13 protein-coding genes are annotated in these 15,203 nt (G+C 39.2%); 7 read left to right on the forward strand and 6 right to left on the reverse strand.

Going from position 1 to position 15,203, the window contains the following annotated elements:
- Nucleotides 1-101: 101 nt before the first annotated feature.
- Complete coding sequence (locus AAEY68_RS19805) at nucleotides 102-965, reverse strand: exonuclease domain-containing protein (RefSeq protein ID WP_350586730.1); 864 nt, start codon at nucleotides 963-965, stop codon at nucleotides 102-104.
- Nucleotides 966-1,395: 430 nt separating this feature from the next.
- Between AAEY68_RS19805 and AAEY68_RS19810 the strand changes: the two genes are divergently transcribed.
- The 5 genes from AAEY68_RS19810 (at nucleotide 1,396) to AAEY68_RS19830 (ending at nucleotide 6,333) form a co-directional block, all read left to right on the forward strand.
- Nucleotides 1,396-2,820 (forward strand): sugar porter family MFS transporter, encoded by a 1,425-nt coding sequence (locus AAEY68_RS19810; protein WP_350586731.1) that lies wholly within the window; start codon nucleotides 1,396-1,398, stop codon nucleotides 2,818-2,820.
- Nucleotides 2,821-3,060: 240 nt separating this feature from the next.
- Nucleotides 3,061-4,320, forward strand: coding sequence for an OmpP1/FadL family transporter (locus AAEY68_RS19815; RefSeq protein WP_350586732.1), 1,260 nt, complete (start codon nucleotides 3,061-3,063; stop codon nucleotides 4,318-4,320).
- A gap of 3 nt (nucleotides 4,321-4,323) precedes the next feature.
- Nucleotides 4,324-4,737, forward strand: coding sequence for a YeeE/YedE family protein (locus tag AAEY68_RS19820; protein WP_166379111.1), 414 nt, complete (start codon nucleotides 4,324-4,326; stop codon nucleotides 4,735-4,737).
- Nucleotides 4,738-4,740: 3 nt separating this feature from the next.
- Nucleotides 4,741-5,142, forward strand: a complete 402-nt coding sequence (locus AAEY68_RS19825) for a DUF6691 family protein (protein WP_165740904.1) — start codon at nucleotides 4,741-4,743, stop codon at nucleotides 5,140-5,142.
- 96 nt (nucleotides 5,143-5,238) lie between these two features.
- Nucleotides 5,239-6,333, forward strand: coding sequence for a mechanosensitive ion channel family protein (locus AAEY68_RS19830; RefSeq protein WP_350586733.1), 1,095 nt, complete (start codon nucleotides 5,239-5,241; stop codon nucleotides 6,331-6,333).
- 33 nt (nucleotides 6,334-6,366) lie between these two features.
- Here the strand turns inward: AAEY68_RS19830 and AAEY68_RS19835 are convergent, their stop codons facing one another.
- From AAEY68_RS19835 to pdxR, 4 genes are all read right to left on the reverse strand, one after another.
- The gene (locus AAEY68_RS19835; RefSeq protein WP_165728564.1) at nucleotides 6,367-8,502 is read right to left on the reverse strand and encodes a TonB-dependent siderophore receptor; all 2,136 of its coding nucleotides are present in this window, start codon (nucleotides 8,500-8,502) and stop codon (nucleotides 6,367-6,369) included.
- 219 nt (nucleotides 8,503-8,721) lie between these two features.
- Nucleotides 8,722-9,033, reverse strand: coding sequence for an EthD family reductase (locus AAEY68_RS19840; RefSeq protein ID WP_002958288.1), 312 nt, complete (start codon nucleotides 9,031-9,033; stop codon nucleotides 8,722-8,724).
- Nucleotides 9,034-9,207: 174 nt separating this feature from the next.
- Nucleotides 9,208-9,564, reverse strand: a complete 357-nt coding sequence (locus AAEY68_RS19845; RefSeq protein WP_024592791.1) for a TfoX/Sxy family protein — start codon at nucleotides 9,562-9,564, stop codon at nucleotides 9,208-9,210.
- A gap of 138 nt (nucleotides 9,565-9,702) precedes the next feature.
- The gene (gene pdxR, locus AAEY68_RS19850; RefSeq protein WP_024592790.1) at nucleotides 9,703-11,163 is read right to left on the reverse strand and encodes a MocR-like pyridoxine biosynthesis transcription factor PdxR; all 1,461 of its coding nucleotides are present in this window, start codon (nucleotides 11,161-11,163) and stop codon (nucleotides 9,703-9,705) included.
- A 109-nt stretch (nucleotides 11,164-11,272) separates the two neighbouring features.
- Here pdxR and AAEY68_RS19855 point away from each other — a divergent pair, with 109 nt between their 5' ends.
- Complete coding sequence (locus tag AAEY68_RS19855) at nucleotides 11,273-12,049, forward strand: aldolase (RefSeq protein WP_282114893.1); 777 nt, start codon at nucleotides 11,273-11,275, stop codon at nucleotides 12,047-12,049.
- Between the two features lie 10 nt (nucleotides 12,050-12,059).
- A complete protein-coding gene (locus AAEY68_RS19860) occupies nucleotides 12,060-12,944 on the forward strand; it encodes a dihydrodipicolinate synthase family protein (RefSeq protein WP_350586734.1) in 885 nt (294 codons plus the stop codon).
- A 206-nt stretch (nucleotides 12,945-13,150) separates the two neighbouring features.
- Here the strand turns inward: AAEY68_RS19860 and scpC are convergent, their stop codons facing one another.
- Entirely contained in the window at nucleotides 13,151-14,677 is a 1,527-nt protein-coding gene (scpC, locus tag AAEY68_RS19865; protein ID WP_350586735.1) for a succinyl-CoA:acetate CoA-transferase ScpC, read from the reverse strand.
- Between the last annotated feature and the right edge of the window lie 526 nt (nucleotides 14,678-15,203).

Consider the following 15,203-nt stretch of genomic DNA (forward strand, 5'->3'; position numbering starts at 1 on the left):
CACAACCAAATGGTTGCCCCTGGAGTAGCCGAAGAAAAACTTAATTCACTGTCCGGAATTAGCTGACCACAACATATTGACAGACTTAAGGCTCATATGTGCTATGCGTTATTTTGCGACATATTAACGAGTTCGACAAAATCACTTTCTTTCAGCACTCTAATTTTTTGCCCTTTTGAAATAAGTGTTTCAGCTTTTATATGCTTTGAACTTTTACTCTTACCTGCCAGTTTAGTTATATCTTGATCGCCTACTACCAATATCGTTGTTTTCTTGGTTACGCCAGATCCAACTTCACATCCTATACTAGAAGCAAGTTCCGAAGCTTCAGCTCTAGGTACCATTAAAGCACCAGTAAATGCCAAAACTTCACCGAATAATTCACCTTCTGGATTTCCTTTCCTGCATATTGTAGGTGCATTCAAGTCAATAGGTTTATTAACCCTAGAGAGCCATGACTCTATATCCATCCCTGTTTTATTTAGTGCTGCTAGAATAACTTGCCCAGATGCTTTTGCATCCTCTAATGCATCATGATGTTGAAATTCATAACCAATGATCTTACACACATTTGCTAATCCATATCCGCTCCAAGCACATTCTTCCCAAGCTCTTCTAGCAACGCGAGCGGAATCAAGCCAAGTTATATTAAAATGTTTAAGTGAACTTTGTTCAAAGGCTCGAAATAAAGACACACGATCAAAGTGAGTATGACAAACGCAAATTTCATCTGACATAAACTCAACAAGAATATCGTATACCTCCGACAATACAGGGGAATTAGCAACACTTTCCTCTGTAATTCCGTGTATCCCAACATTAATAAAGTCAAAATAGTCTTCTGGGTTGATCAAGCTAGACCATTCTTTTTGTAGTTCTCCATCTTTGTATTTTACTAAACCAATTTGGCAGATTGATGCCATATCAGCATTTGCAGTTTCAACATCTATTGCAACGAACTCCATCTCGACTCCTAAAAAGTATAAAAACATAATCTACGGTATGTGTCCGTTTTAAACCGACAAATGTTCCTATTTTACAATGCATTTACCTTAACCACCAAATAACCACATGTAAACCATTACTTAACATCAGATCAGTCTATGTTATTGCCAAAACACACCCAAATGGGTGAGAACAATAATATTGATTCAACAGCTACTTCCCATACAAAGCACATTGTTTATTGAGATTCAGTCTGCGCTATTCAAAAAACGGTACTTAAGTTAAAAGTACTTAATCTAACGCCTTTAGACTAATACCCTTAAATTAAAACCTTTAAAAGCTCTGCTTAATTTATACCCGCGAAACCGTTATACCCGCACAAGCATATTCAACCATAACTCTTTACTATATTATGCTCCTTTATATTTAATTTAACTTTCAGGGCATATAATGACAACGCACACACCGCCTTCCCACTCAGCCAACACAGCTGAAAAAACCTCTCTTTTGTACGTAATATTTATATCGGCCGTTGCTGCTATTGGTGGCTTTTTATTTGGTTTTGACTCGGGCGTTATTAACGGCACGGTGTCGGCGCTAGGTAGTGCATTTAATTCTAGCAGTGTGGCTACGGGGTTTAATGTAGCGTCTGTTTTACTTGGTTGTGCCTTAGGTGCACTTGCTGCGGGGCCACTGGCTGATAAGTTTGGCCGCCGTGCAATTATGATCATCACCGCTATTATTTTTGCCATTAGTGCGTTTGGGTCGGGCATTAGCGAAAGCTCTGCAGAGTTTATTTTTTATCGTTTATTTGGTGGTTTAGGTATTGGTGCTGCATCGGTATTAGCGCCAGCTTACATTGCAGAAGTTGCGCCACCAGCACTTCGCGGTCGTTTAGCGACATTACAACAACTCGCTATTGTACTGGGTTTGTTTGCGGCATTTTTAAGTAACTATTTAATTGCTGATGCAGCTGGCAGCGCGCAAAATATTTTAATGCTTGATATAGCCGCTTGGCGCTGGATGTTTTGGGCTGAGCTTGTGCCTGCTGTGTTGTTTTTAGTGGGTGTTTTATTTATACCGGAGTCACCTCGTTATTTAGTGGCGCAAGGTAAAGTAAACGATGCCAAAGCGGTATTTAGTAAAATATCAAACGACAATGCAGATAAGCAAATAAGCGATGTTAAACGCTCCTTGCATAGCGATACAAAACCAAGTATTCGCGATTTATTTATTGATGGCAGTAAAAAAGTACACCCAATTGTTTGGGTAGGTGTGGCGCTGAGTGTGTTTCAGCAATTTGTAGGTATTAACGTAGTGTTTTATTACGGCTCTGAGCTTTGGCAAGCCGCTGGGTTTGATGAGTCGCAATCGTTATTTATAAATGTGCTCGCAGGTACTACTAATATTGTATCGACCTTTATTGCCATTGCCCTAGTTGACAAGGTTGGCCGTAAACCACTGTTGCTTGTAGGCAGTATTGGTATGTTTATCAGCTTAAGCGCGCTTACTTATATATTTGGCAGCGCAGGCCTTGATGAAGCAGGCAAACTTGCCCTTAGCGATAACATGGGTACGTTTGCACTTATTATGGCTAACTTATTTGTGGTATTTTTTGGCTTAAGTTGGGGCCCTATTGTATGGGTATTATTAGGCGAAATGTTTAATAACCGTATTCGCGGTGCTGCCCTTGCCGTTGCTGCCAGTGCGCAGTGGATTGCTAATTTTGCAATCACCATGACCTTCCCTATTATGCTTGCCAATATAGGCCTTGCCGGTGCTTATGGCTTTTATGCGTTATCGGCACTTATAAGTGTATTTTTTGTTATTAAATACATTAAAGAAACGCGCGGTAAAACGCTCGAATCTATGTGATTTTAAAAAGCGGTGATATTAGTCGCCGCTTTGCCTTTGTATAAAGCAGCGTTATCTAGGGTCTTATATGGACTCCCTGTATAAATAACCTAAAGGTTAAATAGCAATCTTTGCTCATTTATTTTAACTTTATAGCCAATGCTCTATTACCTTTTATTATAACTAATCTATTTAAATTCCTTTTTAGAATATCAAAAATTAGCTATTGTCCGCCCATTCCAACTTTATGTGTCTACTAAAATGAAAAAACAGTTAATATCAGGCTTAGCTTTAACGTGTGCGTTAGGTTCGTTCAGTGCATTTGCTACTAATGGTTATTTTACTCACGGCTATGGCATGACCCACAAAGGCATGGCTGGCGCAGGTGTAGCACTTTCAGAAGAGTTAATGTCTGGCGCTAATAATCCTGCTACTTTTTTGCCAAACGGAACACAGCTATCTCTGGGCTTAGAGCTTTTTTCACCTGAGCGAAAATATACTGCATCAAAAGTAGATACTTTTTACCCTGACGCTTTTTATCTTGAGGCAAAAACACAGAAAAGCGACAACTCCGTATTCGCCATTCCAGAATTTGCTATTGGCCACCAATTAAATGAAAAAGTAAATATTGGCTTATTAGTGTATGGCAATGGCGGTATGAATACCGAGTACGGCGCAGAGTCCTCTCCTGAAGGAACCTTTTATGGTGGTACGGCAGGCGTGGATTTAAAGCAGCTCTTTATTAGCCCAACGGTAAGCTATGAATTGAATGAACAAACACGCCTTGGTGTGTCCCCTATTTACGTGGTGCAACAATTTGAAGCGCAAGGGCTTGGAAACTTTGCTCCTTTTTCGCAATCACCAGAAGCGCTTACAAATAATGGTACCGATACAAGTACGGGCCTGGGCATTCAACTAGGTATTAGCCAAGATATAAATTCGTCATTAAGCTGGGGGGCAAGTTACCGCTCATCAGTGTCTATGCAAGAGTTTGATAGCTATAAAGGTTTGTTTGCAGAGCAAGGCGGGTTTGATCTGCCAAGTTCGTTTCAAATTGGTGCAGCTTATAAACTTACACCTAGTAATCAGGTAGTATTTGATTGGCAAAAAATAAATTACAGCGAAGTAAAAAGTATTTCAAACCCAGTCAATAACTTGATGTCAGCGCCTTTAGGGGCTGATGCAGGAGCTGGATTTGGCTGGAACGATATGACTATTTATAAGCTTGGCTATCAGTGGCAGCGTACATCGCAACAAAAAATTCGTTTTGGGGTGTCTTACACCGAGCAACCTATTCCTTCGTCACAAGTTATATTAAATATTTTAGCGCCGGGCGTTCAAGAGTGGCATTTTACAACTGGCTTTAGCCATTCTTTTACCAACAAGGTACAATTAAACGCTATGGCTTTCTATTCGCCAGCTAAAAAAGTAACGGGTGCTAACTACTTAGCGCCTAATCAGCAAATATCAATCGAAATGAAACAAACCGGTTTAGGTGTTTCTATTGTTTGGGAAATTTAAAAAATGATAACAGAATTCACCCCAGTATCGGCTGCAATAGGCGGGGCATTAATAGGTATAGCGTGTACGTTATTACTGGTTTTATACGGAAAAATTGCGGGTATATCAGGCATTGTTAAATCTGTATTTGCTAAAGCAAATTCGGGCTCGCGTTGGCAGTTATACTTTATTTTAGGGTTGTTGTTGGCAGGAGTCGCTGTAAGGGTATTTGCGCCTTCTTTATTAGAGGGCGAATTACAGTTGCCGCCTTGGCTTATTATTGTTGCGGGGCTTTTAGTTGGCGCTGGTACAACTTTAGCTAATGGGTGCACAAGTGGCCATGGTGTGTGCGGCATGTCGCGCTTTTCTACTCGCTCTTGGGTTGCAACATGCACATTTATGCTTGTCGCCTTCATTACAGCAAACCTTGTAGGATAAATAATGAAAGCAATTATGATGGTTGTTATAGGCTTTATATTTGGCTTAGGACTTATTATTAGCGGGATGACAAACCCCGCTAAAGTGATTAACTTTCTTACCTACGGGAACCAATGGGACGCAAGCTTAATTATAGTGATGGCTGTTGCCATGCTAATAATGATGCTTACATGGTTATGGGTTGCAAAAAAAGAGAAGCCACTTATTTCAGGCACATTTAATTTAAGTGATTTAAAAAAAGTTGATTCGCGCTTAATTATTGGCTCAGTACTTTTTGGTTTAGGATGGGGTTTAAGTGGCATATGCCCAGGCCCGGGCTTGGTTCAATTAGTGTCTCTTAAAATGGAGTTTTTATTGTTTTTTGCAGCCGTGCTAGGCGGTATGTGGTTAGCCAAAAAAGTATAATATTTGCTGCCGACTAAACTCGGTAGCTACTTTACCCAAACAAAGGTACATAACTTGCTGCAATATATATAAAACTATATTGAACAGGTTTAAGTTATGCTAGATAAAGCGCTGGAATTTTCTAACAGCACACCTTGGTTAAGCGCAGCGTCCTCCCTTTTACTTATAGCTATACTACTGTTTTTAATTCGTTTTTTTGTAATGTACTGGCTAAAAAAATGGACTTCAAAAACCAAATTTATATTCGATACTTTACTAATAGAGTCAATATCTAAGCCGCTAACACTGTGCACAATTATTGTGCTACTCACCATTTTAGAGCACGACACCTTCATTATTAGTACTTCTATTTCTCAACAGATCCCTTTTAATAGCATTAATATTGTATTAGCGCTGCTTGCACTTATTATGTTTTTAGACCGCTTTATTATTGGCACTATTAATTACTATGGCGAACAATCTGCCGTGGTTTTTAATTCCAAAAGCATAATTAAAGGCGTGATACGCGTTACATTATCGTCAGTAGGATTACTGGTGTTAATGGGCACGTTAGGTATTTCTATTACGCCTATTATTGCCTCGTTAGGAATTACATCACTGGCTGTTGCCCTTGCTTTGCAACCTACCCTCGAAAACTTTTTTTCTGGCGTGCAGCTAGTAATAGATAAACCTATAAGGGTGGGTGATTTTATTGAGCTTGAATCTAAGGAGCAAGGCTTTGTTGATCATATAGGCTGGCGATCTACATGGGTTAAAATGCTACCCAACAATATGATTATTATACCTAATAGCCAATTATCTAAGTCGCGTATTATTAATTACTTTTACCCTGAAAAAGAGCTAAGCGTGCCTGTTGATATAAGCGTGCATTACGATTCAGATTTAGAATTTGTTGAGCAAGTAACACTTGAAGTGGCTCGTGAAATACTTATTTCACACGAATGGGGTGTTGATGATTACAATACCTTTGTGGTTTTTCATACCTTTGACAGATCAAGTATTAACTTTACGGTTATGCTGCGCGCAAAAGAATACTTTAATCGCTTTTGGGTTAAATCTGCTTTTATAAAAGCCCTGCATAAACGCTATAAAAAAGAAGGTATTGTAATCCCCTTCCCTATTACGGCTATTAACACGACTCAAGAAGCAGCTAAATTTAATAGTGATAAAAAGGTGCAAGGCAACACTTAAAAAAAGCGCGAGTAACTCTCGCGCTAATAAGTATTAAAACTTGTAAGTTATTTGCCCAATAATTTCACGAGGGCTGCCAGGAAAGTGGCCGTTCCGCTCACTAAACCCACTTACAGCATATTCTTTATCAAACAGATTATTAATATTTACACTCAATAACACGTTATCAAAGCGACTCGTCCAGCTCATATCAAATACGGTAAATGGTTTTACTTTTTGACCACTTGTACTAAGTTGCTCACTTACGTAATTTGCACCAAAGGCAATTGATGAGTCAATCGAATCCAGTGCGTAGCGAGTCCATAAACCTGCCTGGTGGCGTGGTGCATTAGCAAAGCGCGAACCATCTCCAAATGTATTTGAAAGCGTATCACCCGTTACGCCGTCTACCACTTGCGTATCGTTGTACGCGTAGTTAGCCGTTACGGTCCAGTGCTGCGACAAATCGCCAACTAAAGTTGTTTCAAATCCTCGGCTTTCTACTTCACCTATATTTAAAAGTGCAGCAATGCCATCCCCCGCGCCAGTATCGTCAGGGTTGCTCATTACCACGTTTTCTTTATTAATTTGGTAAATTGCAAAGGTGCTCATTATTTTGCCGTCAAGCCATTGGTTTTTCATACCCAGTTCGGTTTGCTTGCCGGTTTCTGGTTCTAAATTACCTTCGCCCTCTACATCTTCTTGGTCGGCTGACGATGTAGGGTTAAAGCTCTCTGAGTAGTTAATATATACCGATGTGTTTTCTACTGGCTGATAAGTAACAGCAACGCGCGGCGTTATGTCGTTATCTGAGTAACTAAAACCAGTTTCTTGATTAAACTCTTTAAAATGGTCATAGCGCAAACCTGCAATAATTGTCCACTGCTCGCCTACGCTAATTACGTCTTGAGCATACACACCAAATCGGTCGGTATCAACGCCATCGCGGTTCATGTCGGTAAGGTTATAAGTGCTTGGGTCGGTTTCACCGTAGTTTAAATTAAAAATATTTAAATTAGCGACGCCATCGGCCTCATATCGGGCACGTAAGTAGTCATATTCGGTATCAACGGTGTGGTAATCACCACCAAATAAAAACTGATGGGTTAATTGTCCTTGTCCAAAGTTATAAACAAAGTCGGTGGTTAAGCTTGCTTCTTTATTGGCACGAAATTGCTTACGGTATTCTCGTTTGATGGTTTCGTCATCAATGTTTGCTTCGCCATCACCATTTACATCTACCCAGCTTTGCGACTCATGGTAGGCTTGGTCTCGCTCGTTATCCATGTAGCGAAACGTAGTACTTAAAGAAAAATCATCATTAAAATAATGGCTAAGTTCTGCTTGAAGCACCAAAGCTTCCATATTTTGATAATCAACCGCTTCATTAGCGTTATAACTTGGGTCAACTAAAAAGTTGCCGTTGTCATCTACCGGTACGCCCCGTAGGCGGTTTCCGCCTAGGTCTTGTTTTATGTAGTCAACACTTGTGGTTAAGGTTGTTGAATCACTTAAATCAAATAACAATCCGCCTGTTAGCTCGGTATTAGCTGAGTCTGCATTGTTACGAAAGCTGTCTTGCTCTTCATAATAACCACCCAATCTATAAGCCATTGTATCGTTTAAACCACCCGTCATATCGAGTGATGCACCACGGGTGTTGTAATTACCCAAAGTAAGCTTTAATTCGCGTTTTTGTGTGTAGCTTGGCTTTTTAGTTACGTAATTAATCATCCCACCAGGTTCGCCACCGCCATACAAAGCAGAGGCAGGCCCTTTTAATACTTCAACACGTTCTACATTAAATAACTGCGGTACACCAAAGCCCGAATATGGGTCGCCACGCACACCATCGTAAAATACATTTGCGTCATCTCTAAAACCACGAAAAGTTACGCCTGAGTAGCTATATTCGCTCACTCCCGCAATAGATCGGTACAAATCGGTAATGTCACGCGCTGCTTGGTCAATAATAAGTTGCTCGGTTAATACCTGCGCAGATTGCGGAAGCTTAATAAGATCTAAATTAGTTTTAGTCCCAATTTTACTTTCGGTTTCTAGGTAAAATTGCTGGGCACGGCCAGTTACTTCAATAGTTTCAATGTCGTCGTTTTGTTGTGAAAAAGCTATATTAGAAAAAACAGATAAAGACGCAGCAATACTTAATGCCAAATAATTAGGGTTAAACATGATAATTCCTGGGAGAAGTGTAGATAGCCAACAACCTAAATGATAACTTTTATCATTTTCATAATCAACACAAGGGCGGGTTTAATACATCTAAATATTAGAACTAATATTACTTAAAACAGAGCGTTAGCCCTTTTATTGCAGTTAAAATAAAACCCCTACTGCACTAAATGCGGTAGGGGTTATTAAGTAGTTCTTAAATTAGTTTTAGCGTGTAATTTACCCAGCAATATTGCTAATTTGAATTACTGGAGACACGTTAGTAAAATTAACTAAATCAGCCGCTATTACTTCTTGATGAGGTGCAAAGGCTTGCTGAAAAGATTCTACCGATTCAAACACTAAATGCCCCATAGCAATATAAGTTGGCGCTTCGCCCGGTGCGCCACCTGCTAAACCTGCATCTGCACTACTTGATATAAGCGCTTTACCAACTAACTCTGCAACTAGGGGTAAATGTGTTTTACAGTAGTAGTCCATATCGAAAGTAGCACTTTCATTATTTGGGTATAATACGCTTACTTTAATCATTACATTCTCTCTTTTATTTACTAAAAAATTTAAAGCGTCTTTTGAAACAGTATGAATCATACATAAGTAAAAAAACGCATAAGTGAGCAGTCGCTCAATTATGAAGTATTCATACTCATAGCGCCAGTAATTTGATTGCAGTGCTTATTTTAATTAAGGTGATACTTCGCTAATTTACTTAAGTGCGGGTCGTTTTTTAAAATGTTTGGGCGGCAAAGACTCTACAAAGTTAACGCACGTATTTACCCAATATGCTAAATCAGAATCAGACTCAAAACCTTCAGGCAAAATATAAACCAAGCCCTTAACTGGTTTTCCGGTAAAGTCCATTTCAGTTACATGAGGTTTAGCTAAACAATCGCTGTAGTTTTCAGGCCCTACTCGCACCATCAGCTTGTTGCCTATTATTACGCAGCACATATAATCCGAAATTATAAAACATAAACCACCAAACATTTTCTTTACTACTAAATCGTGGCGCGCATTAAACAACTCATAAAGTCGCTCTTCTAATCCTCTGTCAAACGCCATTTTAGTATCTCTATTTTTAAATGAATGAATCTGAGATTAATTATGTAGGCTACTAAGCAATAGTAGGTACTAACAACAAATACATTATTTATCCTCTTATAAACTTTTTTATTGATCATCAAGCTTACAATAAAGGCATTATTTTATTAGTAGCTGCGATAATTTTTTAATCGATTCAGCTATCTCATCCATACTAATAGCGCCATAGCCAAAACGTATGTGGGTCGGTGAATCTTGATCGATAGCAAAAAACGTACTTAACGTCGAATCGTTATTTTTAAAATCAGAAAGATCTCTTCCCTCAACTAGTTTAGAAATATCAACCCAAATAGCTAAACCTCCAGTGGGCAGTATAAAAGAGATTTTTTCACCAAACACTCGAGTAAACTCTTGCGCGGTATAGTCTCTTCTTTGTTTATATTCACGACTTACTTTTCTTATGTGGCGTTTTACTTCACCTGATTCCATTAAGTCAGATATTACATGCTCAGTTATTGTGTTGCCTTGCCTATCAATAAGTACTATTTCTTGTGCCGCACGTTCAATAAACTGAATATCCGAAACGATGTATCCAAGCCTAAGTCCTGGCGCAAACACTTTAGACATAGAGCCAATATGCACTACATTTTCAGAATTAGGAAGGCTCGCTAATGGCGGAATTGGACTCGCCTCGTAGTGAAATTCATGATCGTAATCATCCTCAATGATAGAAAATTGATGGGTTTTAGATAACTCCAACAAAGCCAGCCTTCTGTGCATAGGCAAGCATACCGTTGTGGGATATTGATGATGAGGAGTAACGTAAACACCCGACACACTATGATTTTCGAGTATTTCGCGTAAATGTGATATATCAAGCCCTTGCTCATCTAATCTACATTTAACGACTTTAAAACCATTTGATTCAAACGCGGCTTTTGCAGGTAAGTAACATAAATCTTCCATAATAATGACCCCTTTTTTGGAGTCTAATACTCTAGATGCTAAATAGATGCCCATTTGACTGCCCCTCACAATACATATTTCTTGTTCTGAGCAGTTCATGAATCGATCGCTGGAGAGCATTTTTTGTATTGAGTTACGAAGTTCAATAGCGCCGCGAGGATCGCCGTAACCTAGCTTAGAATGACGACTTAAATTAACGCATACTCGCCGGTAGGTACGCGCCAATAACTCATATGGAATTAAACGAGCATCTGGTGTGCCATCATTTGTTATTGATACACAATCAGCTAACGCCAAAGCATCAAGATATAAACTTTCGATCAGCTTAGATGATGGTTTCGTTTTTTTTGTACTACTGATCAAACTGGTATTTGCAGCTGACAAACTTTGCTCTGGTAGTGTTTCAGATACGAACGTGCCGCGCCTCAGTTTGCTTTTCAACCAGCCTTGCACCTCAAGTTCTTCGTAAACTTGTTGCACTGTTTTTCGATTAATACCTAACTGATTAGCCAATGAGCGAGAGCCAGGCAACATACTTCCTGGCGTTAAACGCCCAGTTTGTATGTCTTTTGTTATACGGTTCAATAGTTTCGAATGGAGCGTTTTACCGCAGCTATCCTCAAAAGTGAACTGAATATCCCAAGGTCTTAACATAAACACCTCATCACTGGACCCCTTAACTTTGCATTTCTGGCTCTTATTTTTAACCCAGATTATCGCTATCTTACTGCCATTGTCAAAACATAAAAAGAGAATAACTCACATGAAAACACTAAATACAACTAAAGAAGCCTTGATGCAAAATGCGCAGCAAGACATGCAAACACTCATTCAAGATAGCAACTTAACAGATCGCGAAAAACTGGCGCTAACATGCCGAATATTATTTGATAAAGGCCACGACTCTGGGTTAGCGGGGCAAATTACTAGCCGTACAGAGAAAAATAATACCTTTTTAACACAACGATTTGGATTAGGTTTTGACGAAGTAAGTGCCAAAAATCTAATTGAAGTAGATCAGGATCTAAAGCCTTTAGATGGAGAAGGCATGGCTAATCCTGCGAACCGTTTTCATACATGGATTTATAAAGAGCACCCAGAAGTAAACTGCATCATTCATACACATCCAACACATATTGCTGCGTTATCGATGCTAGAAGTCCCTTTGATCATATCTCAAATGGATACATGTGGGTTGTATAACGATTGTTCTTTTGTGGCTGACTGGCCTGGCGTACCGGTTGGTAACGAAGAAGGAATGCTTATTTCAAAAGCACTAGGTAAAAACCGTGCTGTGTTTCTTGCACATCACGGGCAGCTTGTTATAGGCAAAAATATTGAAGAGGCGTGCAACCTCGCAATATTGATTGAACGAGCCGCTAAATTGCAATTACTCGCAATGGCTGCAGGTGAAATTAAGCCGCTTCCTCACAAATTAGCTCAAGAAGCTCACGACTGGGTTTCTACCGACAAACGAAATAAAGTCAATTTTGCGTACTACGCAAGACAGGCATTAAAAAATCATACTAACTGTATTTGAGGCACATAAAATGAATATATCAGGAATTATAGGTTACCCAATAACCCCTTTTAACAATGACCAATGTGTTGACTTTGATAAGCTAAGAGCTGTTATTGATACATTACTCACAGCCAAAGTAGATGCTATAGCCGCTTTAGGCAGTGCAGGCGAAGCCGCTTACCTAAGCCAAACCGAATGGGAAAATGTTGCCAGTTACACAGTTAAATATGTAGCAGGTAGAGTGCCCGTTGTTATTCGTATTGCTGAATTAACCACTGAGCAAGCACTAAAGCGCGCGACGTATGCGCACAGTATTGGTGCTGATGTGATAATGCTTTCGCCATTTTCTTATTATAAATTGAGTGAAGATGAGATTTATGCGCATTATCAAAGTGTATCTGATGCGACTCCTCTTTCTATTATGATATATAACAACCCTGCGACGTGTGGAGTTGATATGTCTCCTCAATTTATGCTGAAGATGGTTAACAACATAAAAAATGCAACCATGATTAAAGAAAGTACTGGCGACATACAACGTATGCACAAAATTTATAAGCTTTCCAATGGCGCGGTACCATTTTTTAATGGCTGTAATCATATGGCTCTTGAGGCCCTAAACGCTGGCGCCATTGGTTGGTGCACTGCCGCTCCGTGCTTAATTGGCGATAAACCTAAGCAACTATTTGAAGCTGTTCAAAGTGGTAATAGCAACAAAGCAAAAGAGTTATTTTATCAACAGTACGACTTTTTAGAGTTTATTGTTAAATCGGGTTTGGCTGCTGCCGTTAAATCGGGCTTTTCACTGCAAGGGATTGACGTTGGTGATCCTAGAAAGCCACTTTTACCTCTATCTATGCAAGAACAAGCAAAACTTAAGGATATGTTATTAAATTTAAATAGCCTTAGTTAAACCATCGCTCAAACCAATGTTTTTTGTATTTGTAGGATTATATAAATAAAAGGTGGCTGGGAAAGGTATGCAAATAGTAGGTATAAAATTATTTTGGGCTTAAAGTTTTTATTAAACCGCACTAATCAAAGCTGATTGAGCTGACACTAGTCCGGTTTAAAAGTAAGTATAAAACTAACTAATTCAATTTTAATAAACCAAAATGCTTATGCAGACAGTTGCACTGGAGCATCTGTTGCGGATACTTTTTTCATGCTGCCTTGTTGTTCAAGGCGAATATGCCAACTAAACGCTTCTTCAAGTAAATGAGGGGTGTGCCCACCACGCTCACAAGCGCGCTCATAATAGTCTAACATCGCTTCGCGATATTCTGGGTGCACACAATGCTTAATAACTTGTACAGCACGCTCACGCGGCGCTAAACCGCGTAAATCAGCTAAGCCTTGCTCGGTTACTAAAATATCAACATCGTGTTCGTTATGATCAACATGACTGGCCATAGGCACTACGCTTGAAATAGCGCCATTTTTAGCAATCGATTTAGTCACAAATATTGCTAAATGAGCATTACGAGCAAAATCACCAGAGCCACCAATACCATTCATCATCCGTGTGCCACAAACATGTGTTGAATTTACATTGCCATACATATCAAACTCAAGCGCAGTGTTTATTGCAATAATTCCTAAACGGCGCACTATTTCAGGATGGTTAGAAATTTCTTGAGGGCGTAATACTAGCTTGTCTTTGTATTGTTCTAAATTATTAAATACCTGCGCATTACAACGCTCAGACAAAACAATTGAGCTGCCCGATGCAAAACTAAGCTTACCTGCGTCAATTAGGTCAAACGTCGAATCTTGTAGTACTTCAGAGTACATTGTTAGGTCTTTAAAGTCAGAATCGAGTAGTCCCATCATCACAGCATTTGCAATGTTACCAATGCCTGCTTGTAGCGGTCCTAAATTAGCTGGCAATTTATTTTGAGCCACTTCGTCTTTAAAAAAGTTAACTAAATGGCGCGCAATAGCGGCGGTGTCTTCATCAGGGTCGGTAACGGTAGAAAACGAGTCGCTTTGGTTAGTAAAAACAATACCAACAATTTTTGCAGGATCGATAGGAATAGCAGTGCTACCAATTCTATCATCTACTTTAACTAACGGCATTGGTTGGCGAGTAGGACGATAAGATGGAATGTATATATCGTGCAAACCTTCAAGATTCGGGTTATGCAGCATATTAATTTCAACGATTACTTCTTTGGCAAAAATAGCAAAACTGGCTGAGTTACCAACCGATGTAGTTGGCACAATATGCCCTTCTTCGGTAATAGCGACTGCTTCAATAACAGCTACATCAGGCATGGTTAATTGATGATTTCGTAGATGCTCAACCGTTTCAGATAAATGCTGATCAATAAACATAACTTCGCCGTTATTAATCGCTTTACGTAAAGTGCTATCTACTTGAAAAGGCATACGACGCGCTAAAATGCCCGCTTCTGTTAATAGCTTGTCGAGATCATTACCTAATGACGCACCCGTCATTAAATTTATTTTGATTGGATTTTTTTTGACTTGCTCAATTAATGCTCTGGGTACTGCTTTAGCTTCTCCGGCGCGAGTGAAGCCACTCATCCCTACAGTCATTCCATCTTTAATAAATTGGCTTGCTTGTTCTGCCGGCATCACCTTGTCGTGCAGGTTACTATTGCGAATACGTTCCAAGTGCATACTGAGCTCCTCTCTAAATTTGACATTATTCTAATCCTAACTTCGTACTACACAATCTAGACTTAAGTCGTATTTACGAATCGAGGATGAGCAACATGTTTAAAAGGGAGGGTAATTTACTTTTAATTAATACTATCATGTAGTTATTAGTAATATTTTTAACAAAAATGACATAACAATCTATAAAGTAATTTATAAAGTAATCTATAAATAAATAGTATTATTTAATTAGAGGAATTATTTTTGAGGAATTAAGTTTATTAGTTCAAACACCCAATGTTGTTTGAAGTATAAGTTGACATAAGAACATACGTTTCTACTGGGCTACAGCGCCATAGGTGGAGTGTAACTTGGCATAAAATTGAAGTATATAATGGCATAAAGTTACCAAATATAGGCTTTATGAGGTCAATCCCATAAAAATACTGCCAAGTTTAGTTGGCTGCTATGTGCCATGAGCGGACATTTATAAAGCTTGGCGTAAGGTACGCCAACACCACACTTGCAAAACCAGTTACACTGCAAA

Source organism: Pseudoalteromonas sp. RB2-MNA-CIBAN-0110 (genome assembly GCF_040309305.1).
Lineage (GTDB): Bacteria > Pseudomonadota > Gammaproteobacteria > Enterobacterales > Alteromonadaceae > Pseudoalteromonas > Pseudoalteromonas arctica.

Excerpts from the sequence above, each read along its gene's own strand:
- AAEY68_RS19805 (WP_350586730.1), bottom strand. The coding sequence starts at position 965 with ATGGAGTTCGTTGCAATAGATGTTGAAACTGCAAATGCTGATATGGCA.
- AAEY68_RS19810 (WP_350586731.1), top strand. The coding sequence starts at position 1,396 with ATGACAACGCACACACCGCCTTCCCACTCAGCCAACACAGCTGAAAAA.
- AAEY68_RS19815 (WP_350586732.1), top strand. The coding sequence starts at position 3,061 with ATGAAAAAACAGTTAATATCAGGCTTAGCTTTAACGTGTGCGTTAGGT.
- AAEY68_RS19820 (WP_166379111.1), top strand. The coding sequence starts at position 4,324 with ATGATAACAGAATTCACCCCAGTATCGGCTGCAATAGGCGGGGCATTA.
- AAEY68_RS19825 (WP_165740904.1), top strand. The coding sequence starts at position 4,741 with ATGAAAGCAATTATGATGGTTGTTATAGGCTTTATATTTGGCTTAGGA.
- AAEY68_RS19830 (WP_350586733.1), top strand. The coding sequence starts at position 5,239 with ATGCTAGATAAAGCGCTGGAATTTTCTAACAGCACACCTTGGTTAAGC.
- AAEY68_RS19835 (WP_165728564.1), bottom strand. The coding sequence starts at position 8,502 with ATGTTTAACCCTAATTATTTGGCATTAAGTATTGCTGCGTCTTTATCT.
- AAEY68_RS19840 (WP_002958288.1), bottom strand. The coding sequence starts at position 9,033 with ATGATTAAAGTAAGCGTATTATACCCAAATAATGAAAGTGCTACTTTC.
- AAEY68_RS19845 (WP_024592791.1), bottom strand. The coding sequence starts at position 9,564 with ATGGCGTTTGACAGAGGATTAGAAGAGCGACTTTATGAGTTGTTTAAT.
- pdxR (WP_024592790.1), bottom strand. The coding sequence starts at position 11,163 with ATGTTAAGACCTTGGGATATTCAGTTCACTTTTGAGGATAGCTGCGGT.
- AAEY68_RS19855 (WP_282114893.1), top strand. The coding sequence starts at position 11,273 with ATGAAAACACTAAATACAACTAAAGAAGCCTTGATGCAAAATGCGCAG.
- AAEY68_RS19860 (WP_350586734.1), top strand. The coding sequence starts at position 12,060 with ATGAATATATCAGGAATTATAGGTTACCCAATAACCCCTTTTAACAAT.
- scpC (WP_350586735.1), bottom strand. The coding sequence starts at position 14,677 with ATGCACTTGGAACGTATTCGCAATAGTAACCTGCACGACAAGGTGATG.